The following is a 20,346-nucleotide window of genomic DNA, read 5'->3' as shown; positions in this document are numbered from 1 at the left end:
GAACACTTAAAACAATATTAACGTGTGAGCTAAACAAAAAAATCAAGGCAACATATAATTTTGGAAACGATTACGGTTCAATATACTTGTGTTACCCGTGAGTTATTTTAATCAGAGTGCTATTCGCAATGGTCATTGTGTTGTTTTTGATCTTTTGGTATGATATAAGCCGATTTTTGTTTTTTCCATCCCAGTTTTTGGTAAAACCCTTCTTTGTTTGGTGCTGCGGTTAAGGTGATAAAATTATAGCCTTTTAAATGTTCTGTTAATGTGTTAACAATAATTGTTCCTACCCCTTTTTTATGATGATTAGGATGCACCACCACATCTACCAGTAAAGCATAATATTTAGCGTCATCTACGGTTCTGCCAAAACCAATAATCTCATTATTCATCTTAATGATACAAACTACGGCACTTTTTTTAAAAGACTGTTTAATATCTTTTGGGCTTCTTTTGTCCCAACCTACCAATTGAAAAAGCTCAGACATGTGATTCCAGTCTTTTACATTCAATCTTGGATTAATTTCTACTGTCATTATTTTAAATCGTTTAGATCCTTTAATAAAAAGCAAACGTCAATTTGCGTCATTCCGATATGTGGATAGTAATTAACAGCATCTGGTGCAGCCAACAGAATTAATGTCGCTTTAGGAGTTTCTTGTTTTGTTAATCTAATGAGTTCCTTCCCTATGCCTTGTTTTTGATAGGCTTTATCTACTGCTAAATCTGATAAATAGGTACAATACACAACATCTGTAACGGCTCTTGAAACTCCTATTAATTGGTTGTTATGTCTTGCCGTAATGATTAAATCGGCATTTTTAACCATATCGATTATTCTATCCATATCATCAATTGGCCTGCGCTCACCTAATGTTGATTTGATGAGTACGTCTCTAAATTCAGTTGGCGATAGGTTGTTTTCTATTTTATAGGTTATCATGGTTTTAATTTATATGATGTGCTAATATTGGAGAATGCTACTATGACAAATAGCAATAACAAAAGCTATTTTGAGGTTATTATTGATTGATTATTAAGGTTTTGATGTTGTAATAATAACTTCTTAAAATTGTCCTCGATTTAAAAATAGCATTTTTTATGACAAAAAATTGCGTTTGAAAGGTGTATTTATATGCTTTTAAGGCTTCTGTATCTTTAACTCTTCAGCGCGTCGTAAGCGATCTAATTCATAAATCAAAGCCAATTGATAAGCACTATCTCTAAAGCCTGCGAAGCGTCCGGATCCGCCACCATGACCGTTTGAAAAGTCGGTTTTTAATAAAAGGACGTTATCATCGGTTTTAGTCGCTCTTAGTTTGGCTACCATTTTAGCCGGTTCCCAATACCCTACTCTGGTATCGTTGAGTCCGGTGAAGAACAACAAATTGGGATAGTCTTGCGCTTTTACATTATCGTAAGGGCTGTACGATTTAATGTATTGGTAGGCTTTTTTGTCTTTCGGGTTGCCCCATTCGTCAAATTCCCCTACGGTTAGTGGTAGGTTTTCGTCTAACATGGTATTGATAACGTCTACAAATGGCACATCTAATATCACGGTACTGAAAAGTTCTGGGCGTTCGTTAATGACCGCTCCCATGAGTAAACCTCCAGCGCTTCCACCTTGAGCAACAATACTACCTTTTTTTGCATAGTTTTCTGCAATGAGGTAGTCTGCACAAGCTATAAAATCGGTAAAGGTATTTTTCTTATTGAATAGTTTACCCTCTTCGTACCATTCGTTACCCATATCGTCTCCACCTCTAATATGTGCAATGGCATAGACGTAACCTGCGTTAACCAAATGATATACAGAAGCGCCACCAGGAATGCCTTGGCCAGAGCCATAAGAGCCGTACGATGTGAGGTAGACTTTGCGGTTATTGCCTTTTCGTTTTGCACGCCATTTGTGGCTGATGAGGGTTAACGGAATTAATTTTCCATCTTTTGCCGTCACCCATTTGCGCTCTACCACATATTTGTAATACTGACGTGCAAGGGGTTTGCTGTGTTGTTTGACCAGACGTTTCTTTTTGGTTGCCATGTTGTATTTGTATGTGCTCAATGGAGTCTCAAAGGAACTGTAGCTGAACTGTAAACTGTCTGTGGCAAACTCTGGGTTGTAGCCTATACCAATATTATAGAAGTCCTCTTTGAGTTTTAAGATGTGGCTTTCTTGTGTGGTTTGGTCAATGATTTTGAGTCGTGACTGTGCATTTTCTTTTTCGTTAATGACGAAGAAGTTATCAAAGACCTGAAAATTTTGAATCAATACCCCTTTTTGATGTGGTATGATATCGGTCCACTTTTCGGAAGCCACCGCATTAACAGGTACTGTGGCGACTTTAAAATTAATGGCCTCTTTATTGGTAAGGATATAGAACAGGTCTTTGTGGTGTGCTACGGCATAGATATGATCCTTTTCGCGTGGACGGATAATTTTAAATTCGCCCATAGGGTTATCTGTTTTGAGGTACCAATTTTCGGAAGCCGTTTTACTTGATGTATTTAAGAAAATATAATCTTTAGATTTTGATTTTGCGATAGATACACCAAATTTTGGATCTTTTTCTTCGTAGATGATGGTATCGGTATTGGGGTCGGTGCCTAAAATGTGGCGTTTTACTTGAGACGAACGGTAGGTGTCTTTTTCTACATTTACATATAGAAATGTTGCGTTATCTAACCAAACGGTGCCTCCTACTCTATGAATTGAATCGTTTAAAAACGTTTTGTTGCTAAGGTCTTTTATTTTTAGCGTGTAGGCATCTGTACCTGTGGTGTTTTCGTAAACCGTAATGAATTGGTTGTTGGGACTTACAGAACCGAGACTAGCGGTGTAGTAGTCTTTCTCTTTAGCCATTTCATTAACGTTTAATAAGACTTCGGTAAGGGTATCTTTAGTGATGCCTTTTCTGTAATAGATAGGATATTCATCATCTTCGGTGTAGCTGCTGTAATAGCTGTAGCCATTTTTTTCAACGGGTAGTGAACTGGTGTTTTTCTCGACGGTTTGTACCAAATTTTGGTAAATGATACGTTGCGCTTTTTTGAGTGGAATGTTATAGTTTTCGGTGTATTTATTTTCTTGACGTAGATACTCCATAACGGCTTTATTGTGTTGTGGCGCTTTAGTATCTTTTAGCCAAGCATAATTATCGGTATAGGTTTCGCCATGAATCTTAAAGCTAGACGGTTTAATTTCAGCTATTGGTGCAGGCATAGTATCATTACGAATGTGTTTGTCTCTAAATTGCTGTTCTAGAGTTTTTTCGAATTCCATATCCTTTCTAATTGCTGCATCGATGGTGGCTACAGGATTTTTGAGGGTATAATTTTGCCAGTATTCCTTGTCGTAGTCTAATGGAAACTCGTATAAGTGATTAGACATGGTATTGGCAAAGTTGTCTTCTCTAGGGAACTTTTTGACGTTTGTGGTGTTGATTTTTGAGGTCTTAAATTCGGATATCGCCGAATAATAGGTTGTGGTTTGGTTGGTGCTGTCTTTATAGATGAATTCGTCTTCGTGTCGCATATGATCAATGTAATATTTTGCTCCTTCTTTTTTGAAGCGTACATCGAGTTTATAATCGAAATGCTTGACATGGTTGTATTTGTAACCACAGAAGTATTCTTTAAGTTGGTTAGGCACCATGCACTCGTAACGGACTACAGCATAATTCTCTGGATTGATATAGATTTTACCTTTAAGTAATTTACGGTTGTTGGCCTTTCGCCATTGTTTTCTGTTTCTTGAGTTGGGAGATGCTAAATCATCAAGTTCTTCTTTGGTAGTTTTGGTTTGAAATTCTAAGACATATACCCAATTGCCAGAGTCGTCTAGTTCTTCGGAGATAGTATAGTTGAAATCGCGCGTTGCTTTTTTACCTAAAAAACTCTCTTGGTATTTTACGCGATTTCTACCGAATAACCCTAAAGGACCACCTTCAATATTGCCATGAAATTCGCGCTTGCTTAAACTAGCACTAGATCTAGAATTTATAATGTTGACCTGTTCTTCTTTTAAGGTTTGATAATGAAAGTGAAGGCGATGTAAAGAGCTGGCATCGAAACTAAAGGTACCGGCACTTACGGAAAAATCGTAAGGACTTTGGTAGTCTCTCCATTTGTATTTCTTTTTAAGGTATGGCGCTTCGTAATACTCACAAGCGGCATCAGTGTATTTGATGTATTCGCCATTTTCTTTCATGGTTTCGCGGTAGTAGCCTGTAATAAGGCTTGGAGCGTTGGAGTAATTAGAGGGGATGTTTTTAATCACTTTTCTCAGTAATGACTTGGCACTAGGTAGTTTTTCTTTTTTTTCTTCAACAAAAACTTCATCTAGAGACACAGATTCAGGAGTCATGTTAAAGGTGCTACCGTTTAGTGCTTTAAAATCTGAGATGTTAAGTTTTAAATCTTCAAAGCCTAAGTAACTTATAGTGATGGTATAAGTATCGTATTTTTTTGGAATGGTGATTTGAAATTTACCGTCCCCTTCTGTTACGGTACCTAAACCTACTTTATCTATTTTTAGATAGGCATAAGGTAGCGGAGTACCATCGGTTTTGTCTACGACGGTGCCTTTGATGGTTTCTTGGATAGTGCTGTTAGTAGACGAGTTTGTGTTTTGGGCATTAGAGAATGTTGCTATGATGAATAGCAATAGTAAAAGCGGTTTAGATGTCATGATTGTTGGGTTGATTGATTTAGATTGCTGGTTGGTGATTGATTTACAAGGTTTTGATTTTGTAATAATAGGGTCTTAAAATTAACCTTGATTTATAAATAACATTTTTTTGTGAAAAAAATTGCGTTTGGAAGGACTTGGGGTTTGTTTTGGGTTGATTTTTTGTATCTTATGGTATGTGATTTGTGTTTATTATTAACCTTGAAAACAACGTATTATGAACTATTATTTTAGTAAAATTTTAAAAGGTAATTTTAACGATACCGTAGAAAAAGTTACCGCTGCACTTAAAACAGAACAGTTTGGTGTCTTAACGGAAATAGACATTAAAGACACGCTTAAAAAGAAGCTGGATGTTAATTTTAATAATTACAAAATACTAGGGGCTTGTAATCCGCCTTATGCTCATAAAGCCTTATTAGCGGAAAATAAAATTGGGACCATGCTGCCTTGTAATGTTATTGTGCAGGAATTAGATTCTGGTGACATTGAAGTGGCTGCTGTTAATCCTATGGCTTCTATGCAAGCGGTGGAAAATGACGCTTTAAAAGGGATTGCTGAGGAGATTACTATGAAGTTAAAGGCTGTTATTGAGGGGCTTTGAGGGAAGTGTTAAGTTTAAGGAGCTAAGAGTTATGAGTTATGAGTTATGAGCCAAGAATTTATAATGGATGTGGGTTGATTGTTGGTGTTTCTTTGCCAAACAATGGGTTTAATAATACAATCTAAAGTCCAATAATTGGCAGGCGCTATAATGTTTTTGGTGCAATTCTTCTACCACAGCGAACATATCATCATCTTCTTTAAATAGATTAAAGAAGGCTTCATCTAGTTTTGTGCTGGCTATACCATTATAGGGATGACCATAGCCAGAAATCGCTTTGGCTCCTGTGATATCTAAAAAATATTGTGCTTCTTCTTCGTCTAAATCCAAAAGTTTAGCATTTGAAAAATGTAAAATCTTTCCGTTTAATTGGCCTTCAAAGAGTTCTGCTATTTCTTGTAAACTATAGTAGTAGTCATTTAAACAAATGTTATTGGCTTCTCCCCTAATTACCAAATAGATGATTTCATAATCCTTAAAGTTATGATCATCTAATACCAGTGCGTTTAAGCTGTCTTCTAGGCCTTCAATGGTGTCGCAGGTTTTATAGATACTTGCTATGCCATAGTTTAGGGCCAATTGCTCTAAGTTTTTTTGTGCTTCGGTTACCGTGTTGGCGTCTACATCATCTACCCCTTCTAAGCAATAAATAAAGTATTCTGTTTCTGTGATCTGTTCTTGGGATACTTGTGGTCTTTTTTCTAGCAAGCTTCTAAATTTATGCAGCGTTTGTAAAGTGCGAAATTAATGGAATGTTTTTAATGGTTTTAGTGGTTTGGTATTAAATTTTGTGAGGTCTTATTAACAACAATATAAACTTGCCTTTGCTTACTGTAGATGCTATTGTTGACTGTATGAAGGTGTCTAGAAGTACACTGAACTGTAGTATTTGTTTGATGAGTTGAAGGAACGGTATGGGGTTTAGGAGAGATTATTTGTTAAGTGGTTTAATTATAAAAAATCAAAGTATTTTAAAATTGAATTAGGTTGATATTTATAATCATTAAGGATATTATTACATTCTTTTTTGATAAGTAATTTATCCGATTCATCAAAATCAGTAAGTATATTATTTGTATTCTCAATACTGGTGATTCGTCTATACATTATATTTTCTTCAATATATGTAATTATCATTAGAATCTTTTTTGTAAAATCTTTTGGTATATTTCCTTTATTGAATTCAAATGCATCAATAATCAACATTTTTAATAGATGTGAACTAATTGGTATTGAATATTCTTTTTTCCAGCTTTTTAATGCTATTAATAGTTTTTGTTGAATTATAGTTAGTTTAATACTCTTCAAACTAATAATATCAGTCTTTGTGTAACTATCTTTTTTAAATAGTGAATTATTATTTACGTACAAATAACCAGCTGTTTTATTGTTAGTAGTATTACTTAATTTATAAGGAACAACATCAATCTTATAATCATCGCCATTAATGCGATAAATTATGCCTATTGATTTTTTTTGCTTTCTAAGTTTAATAAAATCTTTATCTGAATAGTTTTCGTTAAAATACTCATATAGTGTATTATACATTTCAGAAGTTGAGTTAAAACTTTTAGAACTAAAAGGAACACTTATATCGATATCAAAAGAATCTGAAAGCGATGTTCCATCTTCAGTAGAACCTATTTTTAGTGGTGAGCCACCTAAACTGTTATTAAAGTCTATTTCTAAATCATTTATAATACGATTAGATTTTATAGAAAGTTTTTTATAAATAGGATTATCTTTATCTAATCTAATGTTTGAAACAACAGTTGATAATATTGCACTTGTATTTAGACGCTCCTTTCTAGCGTTGTTGGAATCTACTATTCCGCCAACAAAAGCACCTCCTACTCCACCTAATAGAGCACCATTGCCTCCTGCTTTTAATAATTTTGACCAATCAAACTTTTGCTCAGGATTATCTTTAATTAAATTTATTTGATGTATTGCATTTATTAGAGCATTACTCAATCCAAAAATGAGTGCGCCTTTTTTTGCATATTTAATACTTTTTTGTTCAATTTTATTATTAGACATCATCATCTATTTCAAAGTTAATTGAATCAGCATACGCACCTAAATCTATTGCTGCAATAGTTCCAATACTTTGTTGAAGATATCTCATTAATTGTAAAAAAAATGAAACTAGTGCTGTATCATCACTACTAAATACTATTGAATCATCAGAATTAATCTTTCTATTATTATAATAATCAGAAATGTTACTATTAATCTTTTGATATGAAGCTTTCCATTCTGCATTATATTCTCCCTCATAATCAACATAAAAACTTCCGAAACCTACAGCACAACCCATATCAATTCCCTTAAGACCTTTAAGGGGTTTTAAATGATTTTTAACAGTCTGTTCCTTCTGCGTACTACTACTCGATAAAATCCCTCCAATTATTTTTGTTAAAGGACGAGCAGCTCCAACAACACCTGCATTAATTATTGAAGCAGACGTTCTTTTAAGTTTTCTAACACTCTCTATTTTTCTTCCTGCATATTCAATATAACTAATTGATTCTTCTTTAACTTTTACACTACCTTTTAAATCAGGTTTAACTTCAAACACAGCATAGACTCCTTCTGCTGGAATATAATGGATTCCGTTTTGAGTAAATACAAATGGCGTAAAATGTTGGTCATAAATCACTAAATCAATTTGATCACTTAGGTTGCCTTTACTATCAATTATTATAGCTTTATCAACACAATATCTATTAGGCAGATATTTTCTTAACCAATCTATCCATACATTTTCTAAAGAATCTCCTTTAGAACCTGGATGAGAAATAAACTCTCTATTAGTATTTAGTTGGGCAATCATTTGAGATTGAAGACCAACAAACAAGTCTTTCAGTTTTACTTTTTTACTCATATTTTTTTAAATTTTTATTATCATATATATATAAATCTTTACCAAAAGAGATATTGTCAACCTCTGCAATCATTAATAGAGGTTTATCAATATTAATGTTTTTATCCTTAGCAATTTCTTGCATCGCATTTATATCTGTTCGACTAGGAGTTGTTGGCCCATTAGGATGAGAATGCCATTCTCCTAAATATTCAATTTCACCATTAGTCATTTTATGAATTTCACTCAACCTTTCGTTTAAAGTTCCTGGTTCTCTAATAAAAATAGTTTTTCCATTTTTATATTGATCAGGTATTAATATATCAGTAATTATAAAGTGTAAATCTGACTTATAACCTATAAAAACTCCTCCAAACTCTTTTGGATAGTGAAACTTGGTTTCTTCTTCTATTCTCTTTAAAACACTTTTAGATATGTGTATAGCACTATTAATATTATTAAGAATATAATATTCATACTCTTGAATATCTATTATTAATTCATCTCCAAAATCTGGTTGAATAATAAAGGACTCATGTTCTTTTCTTTTGGAATAATTATTATTTATAACTTTTACACCAACATTTAGTAAGGCATTTATGTCATTATAATTAGCCTCAAAAGTTGGATATCCACATCCTGTTCCTTCAAAATAAGAAGGCTCTTCATTTTCGACAAATTCAAAAATAGTTTTAGCTTGTTTTGTTAAATTTTCACCTGTTATTGAAACAAATGATTTTGCATTATTAGTTATGGCAAGACTAAATGTTTTTCCAGTAAAATTGAGTTTGTCAATTATATATGTAACTTCTGTATCTGTAGAACAATCAAAAATAATATCAACATTATTATTAAAAACCTCTTTTATTTTTTCAATATCATAATTGTTAAGTTTAACAGATATTGTTTTTATATTTACAAAAGGAGATATAGCTTTTAGTCTTTTAGTTAAACTATTAGTTTTATGAAAGACCATATCATTTAAATCATAATTTGCTCTACATAAATTACCACCTTTAATGGTATCAAAATCTTCAAGAACTATATTCTTTGCTCCTCCTCTTACCAATATTTCTGCTAATGAACTTCCTAAAGCACCACAACCAATAATTAAAATATTTGAGCTTGTGATTTTGTTATCTAATTTTCCTCGACCAAAAAATCGACTATAATCAATGTTTTCAGTTGTTCCCCAATTGATTTTATTTCTTTTTAGGGTATACTTAAATCTTTTGTTTGAATTCTGTTGTTCGTTTTTAGGTATTCTATTATAATCAATTGGAATATTTTTTTTTGGTATCCTTATTAAATCCCAATGCTCTTCATAAGTTTCATTATTAGGGATTTTATATCCAATTATTAAGAATAAGCTGTTTTCGTGATAGTAATTATTATTAAATTCTCTTTTTAAGCCTTTATATAAATACTCAATAAATTCATCTGACAGATAATCTTTTAGTTCATTCCAATTTTCTATACCTTTTCTTCCAACATTATTCTTTCTTAAAGGTTCTTCTTCAATAAAATAATACAATCCTTTTTTGTAGGTTTTACTTTTTAATTCTTCAACAAAAGTATGCGACCAAGCATCATTTTTACCATCTTCAAAACCTAACCTGAATAATTTCTTTATAGCGAATTTTTTAATTCCAAATCTCTCGTCTGAGAATATGGAGTATCTAAATGTACCAAACGTATTTTTACGAAAATTGTTAACTGTATTAGTAAAGTATAGTTTGTCAATACGATCACTTTCTGTATTATGAATTAAGTATGAGTAATTATCATCTTCTTTTTTGTAAATGTAATAGTCTTTAATCCACTGTTTTAAGCATTTAATCTCATAAAGAAGTTTCCTATCAAAATTATCATCTTTATTAGGATGAAAACATACTGAGCCATCAGGGTTTATATGAGAAAGGCCTATATAATCCCTGTTTTTGAAAATAATAGATATGTTATCAGAATTTGGATGAGTTAAAGGATAGTTGTTAGGAATAGCAAAATTAAAGCTCAACTTTTCATTTAGATAGTTTACCTCAATTTTACCTTTGTAATAGTTATCCACTTTTTTAATCGTATCAACAATTACTAAATCTTTATCTTTTTTTAATAGACTGTATATTTTTCTTATTGTGTTATCCTCTGCTTTCAAACTATCCGAATTTACTTGTACTTAAAACTGAAGCCTTAGAAGAACTATTAGAATTTGAGTTATCTTCATTATCGAACTCATCATTTATTGGGAAATATTCTTTTATTTTATCAGAATCGTTTTCTATATCTTTAAGCGTGTTTTTCATGTCACGCTTAGTTTGAGTCTTAGCTGTATCACTCATTGAATCTGAAATAATATTACTTGAATTTGCAGGATCTACTAAATCAGTTGTTTCAATATTATCAATGATATGATTCATAACCAACTTAGTTTTTTCCCAAAGTCCACTTGGTATCTCATCTGTATTATCAAAAGCTTCTTTAGTATAGAGTTCCATCATAAATGATTTTATAAGTTTACCTCCATTTTTGTTCTTTCGTTCAGTCTTCCATACTTTGAGAAGTTTTGTTACTTTTCTTTCGTGAGTTCTATCTGCTCCATTTAATAACCCAATGTGAGTTTTAATGTTTGTTTTTATTCTAGTTTTTCCTTCATCCTCCTCTTTTTTTGATCTGTTAGAAGGATTTATATATAAACTTAAATCAGTATTGCTGTCATTATAATCATTATTGTTTGGTCTCTCTCTTCCAGGAACAACATCCATATCAAACTCTTCTCTATCAATATCAAATTTCAAGCCTATTGATACCTTTTGTTTTCTTACATTGTCTTTACTTAAATCATTATCTTCTTCAGTATATTCATTTTTTAAATATTTATATACTTCATCAAACATTTCACTTAAACTTTCAAAACCTTTTTCATCATTGTTTCCAAGAGTTTTCTTTTTAAACGGAATACAGCAATCTATATCAAATTTTGTATTAATAGCTGTGTTCTTTGCATAAGATCCTGAATCTATAGAATTAGAAGCTTTTTGGTCTGAAAACTTTTTGTTTAAAGCATCTTTAACTTTATTTTTCTTTTCAATGAACTTACTTAAATGTTCTACTTTATTTATATCGTGAGTATCAAGTACCTTTTTAAGATGTTCGTTTTTGTTTGTTGCCATAATTATCGTTTTTTTATAGTTTGTGAATTCAAACTATTTAACGTTACAAATAAACAACCACATAGCGCACTCTATTTGCGTGATAAAAAAACAATTCAAATTTTAATATTTTTCAAGGGTATTATTAAGCATTTCTTTGATTTTTGAACGAAGACTTTCAGGTTCTAAAACCTTAACAGAGCTTCCATAGCTTAATATTTTGGAGTGTAATTCATGAAATGGAACTACTTTAAAAGAAAAAGTCAATTTACCGTTTTCTTCTTTTATTAATTCTTGTGATTTATGAATTGGGGATGAAAGCAAGTATTTACCTCTCCAAGCATCAAATTCCAATATAACATCCTCCACTTCTCCGTCAGGTACTGAAATACCAAAGGCATGATTAAAGTATTTATCAGAATCAAAGCCTGTTATTTCTTCACAATCGACGTCAGTCAATTCAAAATTTATTATTCTATCAAGGGCAAAAATTGTTACAAATTCTTTTCCTTCTATTTTACCTATTAAGTACCACAAGTGGTCATACTCCTTTAATAAAATGGGGGTTACTGTATGATTCTTTATTTCTTCTGAATTATGCTTTTTATAATCAAAATTGAATTTAAAATTAGTGTCAAAACCAGCTATAATTTCTGGGATTAATTCACTTCCTTGAAATTTGGGGAAGTTTTCAGGTTGTATAATTATTCTCTTGGATGCCTTTTGTTGACTAGCTTCAATCTTAACTGCATCTACGACCTTATCTATTGCATTCGTGAAATCCTTAAAAATTCCTATATCTTTATAATGTGCTATATTCTTTGTATAAAATAATAAAGCGTTTAGTTCATCATTTTTTAATTCTATTGCTGGAAATATATCGTCAACATCATCTGGATAATAATATGCTTTTTTTTGATTAGAATATTTGATTGGTGCATGTAATTCCAATTGCATATCTCTTATATCTTTATTAATTGTAGTAGATCCAACTGAAATATCATGTCTTTCATAAAGTCTATCAATTATGTCATTAGTCTTAACATAATCCCTGTCCCTTAATAGGCTATCAATAAGTCGATGTCTTATATAAGCATTTTTATTTCTAGGCATAAACTAATTCTTTAAAGTGTTCATAAACCATTACCATAGCTAAAGTATCCAACTCACAATATTTTAGTAAAGCCGCACTCAATTCGTCGATTTCTATTTGAGTCATATCTGTATATTGCATTTTACTATAGGTGGTCATTGCTGCACCACCATCAGCTATTCCATCAATTTCAGAAAGAGTATTCTCAATTTCATCTTCAGTCCAGTTTTCAAAAACAGGGGGTAATACTTTGTATGGGTTTAATAAATTTTCTTTTTCTTGTTTTAGCCATACATGATCATCGGTGAAATTTTTACTCGTTAAATTTATTTGACCTATTGGTTGAGAATATTTATTTAATAAAAAAGGACTAGAATTGATTGAAGCTGGCAAAACTTCTTTTAAAGAATTAGAACCATTTGTTAAAGGGTTATAATAATAACGTTTTTCAATGTCCCATAAATCTACCATATCTCTTTTTCCAGACCACTGAATTGCACTATCTCTTTTGGAATGTGAAATCGTTTTAATAAAATTCATTAAATCTTCTTTATCTTTTTCATTAGAAGCTAATAATTGTATGTAAATAGCATTTAAAATTGTATTCTCATGATGAGAGTATCTAAAAATGGTACCTTCATCACTACTCAAAGCGTTCCTTAATTCTCTAATAAATTTGTAGTTTGGAAACTCTCCAATTGTATTATTAATGTATTCATTGGCATGCTCTATTTTTCCATTTTTATGATAAATATGATGAGAAAATTGGAATGCAACTTGTTCATAAGGCTTAAGGCCCTTATTAAAGGGTAAAGCAGAGGTGCTTGTTTCAAAATCAATAAAATGTAATGGGAATTTCCATTTTTTGAATTCATTCTTTAGTCCTTCTTTATCAACAAAAATTGAAGAATCTTTGTTTACTTCTTTCTCTATTTGTAGCCATTGTCGATTGGAGGTTGTAAGTTTTTCTGCTTCTATTTTTAGACCTATATTATCTTCTGTCAAATCCTTTTTAAAAATTATACCCTCTTGAAATAATTTGTTACCTTTTCTAAAATCATAAATATTAAAAATATTAGGTTGCTTAAATTCATATTCTCTCCATTTATGTTGCTTAAAAAAGCACTCTTTAAAGCCGGATTTTAATTTTGTGTCAGTCACATCTGTTAATTTAAACTCGCATTTCTTGCAAGAGCTATATGAAGTTGGCCAATTAGCATAAGTATTATTTACATACAAGTCTTTGAATAATTCAATAGATTCTTGAAAGGTTAAATTTGCGTGGTACTGATATTTATTCGACTCAATTTCATCTATAATTTGTGTAACATTTTTTCTCCCTAAAACTGAATTCCCTATTTCCTCTACTGTATCGACTTTGTTAATTATGCCAGTTCGATTATTTCCTTTTTTAGTAATCCTAAACGATTGATTTAATCCATCAATACTTGCTGTTTTGGATTTATCAGCCATCATTATAAAAGAATTTATTTTCCAGTTAGGATAACATAATTGCATAACATACTTTTGAAACGCAACATCAAATAAATAAGGTTTCCAACCTGCGACCATTCCTCCTTTTTTACCAATGAATAGATAATCATCATCTGGTAAAAATGATTTAGACTTTACTTCAATTAATTCGATAACATCACCTCTTTTTACTAGAATATCTGTTTTTATATATAATCCTTCAAATAAAAAAGCGGCTTCATATATTATTACATTCTCTTGTGTTAAAAGATTTTGAGTTAGATTCCATGCTTTTTCATACTCCCAAGTATCTTCATCTATCAGAACTCCACCTGGAAAATGCATCCTTGCAAGTTCCTCAACTTGAAAACCGCCTTGAGCTAATGCTTCTAAAAAGGTGTCTTCTTTTTTAATATTGGCATATTCTTTATTACTTGTATAGAAAAGTTTGTTCGGACATTCTAGCCCAAGCTTAAATCTTGATTTTGATAATACTTTCATAATTTTAAACACAGGTTTTAGCTATAGTATAGATACTACAGTCAGTTATGCTTATTAATTAAGGGTATAATCAAATATAATGTAATTTGTAGTAATTATCTTTACTGGAAACCGTAAACAACTGGAATTAAATTAATTTAAAACCATTCCTCATTCATATAAATGAATAATAAAGTACTTATTATCTTAAATAAGAATTCGAAAAACTTTTTCCTCTATAAAGAAATACCTACTCTTTAATCTTAGCCAACCATTCCAACTCAAAAATCAAAGCCAAATGATATGCACTATCTCTAAACCCAGAAAATCTGACAGAATCACCAGAATGTCCATTAGAAAAGTCTGTTTTTAATTGTTTACAAGATTCTCGATACATCCCAACGGAACAATCGGGACACTCCAACTCACGTCATTAAAAACAAGTTGGTATATCTCAATAATCAGAGTAACTTTATATGTGTAGTCGAGAGGTTTATTATAACATCTTTCAGAAAAATGACGTTATTAGTCTGTAATGTTTGTCGGTCTTTAGAAAACGATTATCTTCACTATTCCCTATACGTTGTACCATGACCAACCCTATTACCTCCATAAACGTCGTTGATTTAGATGGTGTTCCTGTAGATTTGATGCAAGTCTATAAACACAAGATTCTGTTGCTAATTATTTATAATAATGATTGTTTAGGTTGCACAGGTCGCGCTATTCCCTTGGCTTATGAGTTTCAACAGACCTTTCCTATCATACAAGTTGTAGGGATTCATGCGGATTTTCCGGGTAGAATAGGTACCAAAGCTAATATCAAAAGTATTTTTACTAGTGGTGACATTCCGTTTCCTATTTATATAGATAAGAATCATCACGTATTTGATCAATTTCAATCTGAAGGGACGCCACAATGGGTTTTACTTTCTGAAGATGGTGTGCTGTTTCGTTCTATTTTTGGTTCTCAAGGCAATGCTAAAAACCGTTTGTTTTATGCTTTAGAAAGTCTTGTAGAAAAATGATATTGGATTGGATTATGTAATACCCGACTTTAAGCTATTAGTCTTCTTTATTGAAACAATTTAATTTCTCTAAACCTTTTGGTCTGATACTTGTACAAGTTTTTTGCTGTAATATGTTTACTTTCCTGTTAGGCTATCTGTTAGTGCTACTAAATTTTTAATTTTTTCGTTACTGTAAGCATCGGCATGTGCTGGTGAAAAATACCCTTTTGGATCGCCCTTATCATTGTCAAAATATTTACCTGAATCGTTTTTATAGTCTTCCGATAAGGCTAAATCTACCAAAACATCCACGCCTTTTTCTGCTGGAGACCAATGTTGTCCATAGGCTTCATTAGCCATTTTGGTATTTAATAGAGACCCTGGATTTACAGCAATAACTGTAATGTTCGGTTCTTGTTTTGCTAAATGGAAAGTCCACATCGTTAACGCCAACTTACTTTGTGCATAGGTGCTATTTTCCGAGTCTTGCTCCTTCCCTATTAAAACAGCTTCAGAAACTGGAGCTTGTGCCGCAGAACTTAAATTGATAATTCGTGGTGCTTCGGATTGCTTTATGTTTGGAAGTATAGCATTGGTTAATACATAAGGTGCTAGATAATTTACCACCATCCTGATGTCTAATCCGTTGTTATTAAGCGTTTCTTTTGTTTTAAAAATTCCTGCATTATTGATGAGGATATCTATTTTAGGAATGTCGTTTTTTATTTGTTCTGCTAATTTTGAAACGGCTTCTAAATCTGAAAAATCGGCCACCAAACCATAAATGTTTTGATTGTTTGTTGCTGTTTTTATTTCTGATACTACTGCAGCTACTTTTGCTTCACTTCTACCATGTGTATAAATGGTATGTCCTTGTGTGGCTAAGTTTAGAGCGGTTAGTTTTCCTATGCCGTCTGTACTTCCTGTGATTAGTATTGTTTTACTCATGATGTTGTATGTTCTTTTTTATTGGAATGAAATTCGGGTAACACCTGTTTAGCAATGCGTTCTAAAGTCGCATCCATATTCATGGCATTGTATCTTAAGTTTAATGCTAAATGGTTGACTCCATAGCTTCTTAATTTTTCGATATAATCAACTAAATAATTGGCCCCTAATCTGAATCCTAAATGGATAGGTTCTGGTTTAAAATTATCATTCTTGTGCAAATCGATATACATAGGTTGCATAAAGGGTTTATCGAAGTCTTGCGAGGCAGCCACTAATGCTCTATACTGTCTGATTGTATTCTTTTGAGTGTATAGATCTCTGGGGTAGTTCATCCAACCATCAGCATGTTCTGCATTCCATTCTAAGGATTGTCTGCTGCTTCCCGTCATTAATAACGGAATTTTGTGTGCTGTTGGTTTTGGTAGCATGTCTATGTGGCCTTGTAAGCTTCCGTAGTTTTTCGTTTCAAAAATGGGGAAATCATCTTGTGCTTTTCTTATATAGTTGAATGCCTCTCTGAATAATTCGCCTCTGTTTCCATATGCGATTCCCATAGCTGGATATTCGTCATAACGATCGCCTGAAGCTACGCCTAGTAATAATCGTCCACAAGATAATTGGTCTATAGTCGTTGCTGCTTTTACAACGTTTAAAGGATGATGCAAGGGCAAGGCAATACTAGAAGCACCTAAAGCAATTTCTGAAGTCTGCCCCGCAAGAAAGCCTAAATATGTAAAGGGATCGAAGGTTTGTCCGGCATCTCCAAAACTAGGTACATTGAACGGAATATCTCTAAGCCAAATTGATTTAAATCCTAGCGCTTCTACCTGTTTAACACGTTGTAAATGGCCTTGCATGGTTGGAATGGCACTATCTGCATATTTTTCGATAGGTACTACGATTCCAATGCTTAGTTCGTTTGGTTTAAAAACGCTATTGTAGGCTTTGTTTATGTTTTCGAATGGTTTCATTTTAAAATTTAATACATCGTATTTTCATTCGCTGCTGTTTTAGGAATCTGTTGGATAGCGTCCCAATGTTCAACTATTTTTCCGTTCTCATCAAATCTAAAAAAATCCATGGTGACATATTGGTCATCATCAGGCCAAATTTGATGCGTATGCAAGGCGACTAAATCTCCTTGGGCAATGCTGCGTACAAAGTTTATGGACTTATTAGGGAATTCTGATTGCATACGTTCAAAATAATCAATGAATCCTTGTGTCCCATTAGCAACTGCTGGGTTATGCTGAATATAGGTGTCACCAACATAAAGTGCTATGGCTTTTTTAGGATTTCCTTCGTAAGCCATTTTATAAAAGGCAATGGCATTTTGCTTGTTTTGTTCTAAATTCATAAGGTTTGCTTTTTTATTATTGAAGACCTCAGTTCCCTAAAGGTCATCGCTTATTTATCTAAAAGATACACCTTTTACTATTGGTTTAAATCTGAAAATGTAAAATGGTTTTGTAGAGCTGTCTTTACCGTTATTAAAGACAGCACCTTTGTTGACTTGCGCTGCAGATACATACATATACCCATCTATATGATTATAACTTACGCCGTCTGGCCACACCATATTCGGGTCTTTAACCATGGTTTTTACGCTTTTATCTTTTGCTAAGACCACTGCGACGCTGTTGGTTTCTAAAGCGGTTAGGTAAATGTTTCCGTCTTTGTCAATACTCATGCCACCATTGTTTGGTTTTTCGGAATAGGTTTCAATTTTGCTATCTAATTCTGTTTCGGTTAAGGCTTCATTTACTAAATCTAAGGTTTTAATTCTGTAGATTTTAGTGCCATTTAAGGGACCATAATAGATGTATTCGAAATTGGCATCGGCAGTAATGCCATCGTTTCCGACTAATAAATCGGTACCGTTAACCGCTAAATGTTTACCGTTAATAACTGTTGGTGTGTTTTCTGGTAAGGTGGTGCGCGTCCCTTCTAATAGTCGACGTGTTTTACCGGTTTTCATATCTACAATAATAAAGGCTGCCTTGGTGCCATCGCCTCCATTTCCGATACCTTCATCTGCAATTATAAAATAACCGTTTTTGGTATCGACCACCATATCGTTAGGTTGCGCATGTTTAGGCACTGATGATTCTGGTAAATAATAAATACGTTCTAGCTGATTGGTTGTGGTATTCCAACCTACTATTTTAGGGGTTACATTATTGCGTTGTGCCATGTCTAACATCCAAACTACACCGTTTTCATCGTTTCTTATTCCTAACACATTACTTAGATAATTATCGTCTGTAGTTCGTGGTGTATTCCACGCTTTGTTAGGAAATGGTTTGCTTTCTTTGGTTTTAGCATCCATACGCATGACTCTGTTTTCTGGTGCAAAAAAGGGATGATGGCTGTAAACTAAATCGCCATTATCCGTAAAGGTAATATTACCAACGGCTTGCTCTGTAGTTGCAAAAACTTCGGTTTCGGTTACAGTGTTTTGTGCTTTTAATGATATCACTGATGTGATTACAATTAATAAAACGCTAATAGTTTTCATATTACTTGCTCTTTTTTAAATATTCTGGTAATTCTTTACTTAACCAATCTTCACGTACAGGCACGTGAACATCTAAATCTACGGTGTCTTCTAAAGCCCAAAACTCATGCGGTACATTTTCTGGAAATACAATGACTTCTCCTGCTCCAACTTCTACAAACGTTTCTTTTCCATCAATAATGGTTTTGATTTTTACTTTTCCAGACATGATGTATGTGATCTGTTCATTTGGATGATGGTGCCAAGGAATATGCGCGCCTTTTTCTAAATTAAAAATGGTCATTTGGCCTTTTTCGCCATGAAACCATTTACGTTGGATGCCTTTTCCTATCGTTTCGGATGCCATGTCATCAAAATTGAAATGTTGCACTTTTGACGTGGCAATAGTATCTTTGGTGGCGACTTGCGCATTTGCAGTATTACCTACAAATAATGCTGTTACTGCTACTGCAGCTATGATTGATTTATATTTCATATTAAAATCCTTCTAAAACCATTTTACCTTTAGCTTTTCCTGTTTCTAGAAATGCATGTGCTTTACGAAGGTTTTCTGCATTGATAACTCCGAAATTTTCACCTAAGGTGGTTTTGATGGTTCCGTTATCAATTAATTCAGCCACTTTGTTTAAAATGTTGTGTTGCTCTATCATATCTTCAGTTTGAAACATAGATCGTGTGAACATAAGCTCGATATGCGTAGACACTGCTTTTGCTTTAAAAGGCATCACGTTGAACGTTTTTGGATCGTCAATAAATCCGAATTTACCTTGAGGTTTAATTAGTTTAACGATCTCATCTGCGTGTTGCTCCGTTCCGTTTAAACTCACTACATAATCTGGCGCAGGAAGGTTGTGTTTCTCAAACTCTTCGCTTAATTTATGTCTGTGATTTATAACAGCATCTGCTCCTAAATCTTTTAGCCAGGCTGTGGTTTCTTCGCGAGAAGCCGTACCAATAATGTTCAGTTTTGTTAGCTTTTTAGCCAATTGTACCAAAATAGAACCTACACCTCCAGCAGCACCAATAACTAAAATGGATTTACTCGCATCATCGGTTGCGACTTGCAATCTATCAAACAACAGTTCGTACGCTGTAAGTGAAGTTAAGGGTAAGGCCGCAGCTTCAGCATAAGATAAACTTGAAGGTTTTTTACCTACAATACGTTCATCTACTATTTGGTATTCAGCATAACTGCCTTGACGTGTAAAATCTCCAGCATACCACACTTCGTCACCAACTTTAAATAAAGAGACGTCCTCTCCTACTTCTTTTACTATTCCGGTTGCATCCCAACCAATAACTTTCCAATCGTCACCTTCTACCGGCATACCTGCGCGGACTTTGTAATCTGCAGGGTTTACAGAAATTGCTTTTATAGCTACTAATAGATCTCTACCTGTTGCTTTTGGTGTGTTTAATTCTATGTCTTGCAATGAGTTAACATCTTCTATTGGAAGATTCTCTTTATATCCTATGGCTTTCATGTTTTTGTGTTTTTTAGATGGAATT

At 32.9% G+C, this 20,346-nt stretch carries 18 protein-coding genes; 2 read left to right on the top strand and 16 right to left on the bottom strand.

Translation table 11 applies throughout. From position 1 onward, the window contains the following. Window positions 1-119: 119 nt before the first annotated feature. The 3 genes from VDP25_RS09475 to VDP25_RS09465 all read right to left on the bottom strand — a co-directional run bounded on the left by VDP25_RS09475 (window position 120) and on the right by VDP25_RS09465 (window position 4,693). A complete protein-coding gene (locus VDP25_RS09475; protein WP_334469143.1) occupies window positions 120-539 on the bottom strand; it encodes a GNAT family N-acetyltransferase in 420 nt (139 codons plus the stop codon). Further along, window positions 539-946, bottom strand: coding sequence for a GNAT family N-acetyltransferase (locus VDP25_RS09470; RefSeq protein ID WP_334469139.1), 408 nt, complete (start codon window positions 944-946; stop codon window positions 539-541). Before VDP25_RS09470 ends, VDP25_RS09475 begins: the two co-directional genes overlap by 1 nt. A 198-nt stretch (window positions 947-1,144) precedes the next feature. After that, entirely contained in the window at window positions 1,145-4,693 is a 3,549-nt protein-coding gene (locus VDP25_RS09465) for a prolyl oligopeptidase family serine peptidase (protein ID WP_334469136.1), read from the bottom strand. A gap of 217 nt (window positions 4,694-4,910) precedes the next feature. On the opposite strand from VDP25_RS09465, the gene VDP25_RS09460 reads away from it, so the two are divergent. After that, window positions 4,911-5,297: a DUF302 domain-containing protein gene (locus VDP25_RS09460; RefSeq protein WP_334469134.1), complete on the top strand. Its 387-nt coding sequence runs from the start codon at window positions 4,911-4,913 to the stop codon at window positions 5,295-5,297. A 108-nt stretch (window positions 5,298-5,405) separates the two neighbouring features. Here the strand turns inward: VDP25_RS09460 and VDP25_RS09455 are convergent, their stop codons facing one another. The 7 genes from VDP25_RS09455 to VDP25_RS09425 all read right to left on the bottom strand — a co-directional run bounded on the left by VDP25_RS09455 (window position 5,406) and on the right by VDP25_RS09425 (window position 14,379). Continuing rightward, window positions 5,406-6,005 carry a DUF6642 family protein gene (locus VDP25_RS09455; protein ID WP_334469132.1) on the bottom strand — a complete coding sequence of 200 codons (600 nt, stop codon included), beginning with the start codon at window positions 6,003-6,005 and terminating at the stop codon, window positions 5,406-5,408. A gap of 243 nt (window positions 6,006-6,248) precedes the next feature. After that, on the bottom strand, window positions 6,249-7,337 hold the full coding sequence (locus tag VDP25_RS09450; RefSeq protein ID WP_334469129.1) for a hypothetical protein: 1,089 nt from the start codon (window positions 7,335-7,337) through the stop codon (window positions 6,249-6,251). Beyond that, window positions 7,330-8,184, bottom strand: a complete 855-nt coding sequence (locus VDP25_RS09445; RefSeq protein ID WP_334469127.1) for a DUF6602 domain-containing protein — start codon at window positions 8,182-8,184, stop codon at window positions 7,330-7,332. Before VDP25_RS09445 ends, VDP25_RS09450 begins: the two co-directional genes overlap by 8 nt. Next, window positions 8,177-10,318, bottom strand: coding sequence for a ThiF family adenylyltransferase (locus tag VDP25_RS09440; RefSeq protein ID WP_334469124.1), 2,142 nt, complete (start codon window positions 10,316-10,318; stop codon window positions 8,177-8,179). Before VDP25_RS09440 ends, VDP25_RS09445 begins: the two co-directional genes overlap by 8 nt. A gap of 1 nt (window position 10,319) precedes the next feature. Continuing rightward, window positions 10,320-11,333 (bottom strand): SMODS domain-containing nucleotidyltransferase, encoded by a 1,014-nt coding sequence (locus VDP25_RS09435; protein ID WP_334469120.1) that lies wholly within the window; start codon window positions 11,331-11,333, stop codon window positions 10,320-10,322. 102 nt (window positions 11,334-11,435) lie between these two features. Beyond that, on the bottom strand, window positions 11,436-12,425 hold the full coding sequence (locus tag VDP25_RS09430) for a helix-turn-helix transcriptional regulator (protein ID WP_334469117.1): 990 nt from the start codon (window positions 12,423-12,425) through the stop codon (window positions 11,436-11,438). After that, window positions 12,418-14,379, bottom strand: coding sequence for a DUF2779 domain-containing protein (locus tag VDP25_RS09425; protein ID WP_334469115.1), 1,962 nt, complete (start codon window positions 14,377-14,379; stop codon window positions 12,418-12,420). The genes VDP25_RS09430 and VDP25_RS09425 overlap by 8 nt, the downstream gene beginning before the upstream one ends. A gap of 569 nt (window positions 14,380-14,948) precedes the next feature. Here VDP25_RS09425 and VDP25_RS09420 point away from each other — a divergent pair. Further along, window positions 14,949-15,386 carry a TlpA family protein disulfide reductase gene (locus VDP25_RS09420; RefSeq protein WP_334469112.1) on the top strand — a complete coding sequence of 146 codons (438 nt, stop codon included), beginning with the start codon at window positions 14,949-14,951 and terminating at the stop codon, window positions 15,384-15,386. 117 nt (window positions 15,387-15,503) lie between these two features. Here VDP25_RS09420 and VDP25_RS09415 read toward each other — a convergent pair whose 3' ends face one another. The 6 genes from VDP25_RS09415 to VDP25_RS09390 are packed head-to-tail and all read right to left on the bottom strand — an operon-like array spanning window position 15,504 to window position 20,321. Beyond that, a complete protein-coding gene (locus VDP25_RS09415) occupies window positions 15,504-16,316 on the bottom strand; it encodes an SDR family NAD(P)-dependent oxidoreductase (protein WP_334469109.1) in 813 nt (270 codons plus the stop codon). Then, window positions 16,313-17,290 (bottom strand): LLM class oxidoreductase, encoded by a 978-nt coding sequence (locus VDP25_RS09410; RefSeq protein WP_334469107.1) that lies wholly within the window; start codon window positions 17,288-17,290, stop codon window positions 16,313-16,315. Before VDP25_RS09410 ends, VDP25_RS09415 begins: the two co-directional genes overlap by 4 nt. Window positions 17,291-17,298: 8 nt before the next feature. Beyond that, window positions 17,299-17,676, bottom strand: a complete 378-nt coding sequence (locus tag VDP25_RS09405; RefSeq protein WP_334469105.1) for a nuclear transport factor 2 family protein — start codon at window positions 17,674-17,676, stop codon at window positions 17,299-17,301. Between the two features lie 54 nt (window positions 17,677-17,730). Then, window positions 17,731-18,837, bottom strand: a complete 1,107-nt coding sequence (locus VDP25_RS09400; RefSeq protein WP_334469103.1) for an L-dopachrome tautomerase-related protein — start codon at window positions 18,835-18,837, stop codon at window positions 17,731-17,733. 1 nt (window position 18,838) lies between these two features. Then, entirely contained in the window at window positions 18,839-19,312 is a 474-nt protein-coding gene (locus tag VDP25_RS09395; protein ID WP_334469101.1) for a cupin domain-containing protein, read from the bottom strand. Window position 19,313: 1 nt separating this feature from the next. Next, the gene (locus VDP25_RS09390; RefSeq protein WP_334469099.1) at window positions 19,314-20,321 is read right to left on the bottom strand and encodes a zinc-binding alcohol dehydrogenase family protein; all 1,008 of its coding nucleotides are present in this window, start codon (window positions 20,319-20,321) and stop codon (window positions 19,314-19,316) included. Window positions 20,322-20,346 lie beyond the last annotated feature (25 nt).

The sequence above is a fragment of the Winogradskyella sp. ECml5-4 genome (assembly GCF_036903175.1).
GTDB lineage: Bacteria > Bacteroidota > Bacteroidia > Flavobacteriales > Flavobacteriaceae > Winogradskyella > Winogradskyella damuponensis.
The sequence above is the reverse complement of the archived record's forward strand: the minus strand, read 5'-3'. Positions and strand labels throughout refer to the sequence as shown.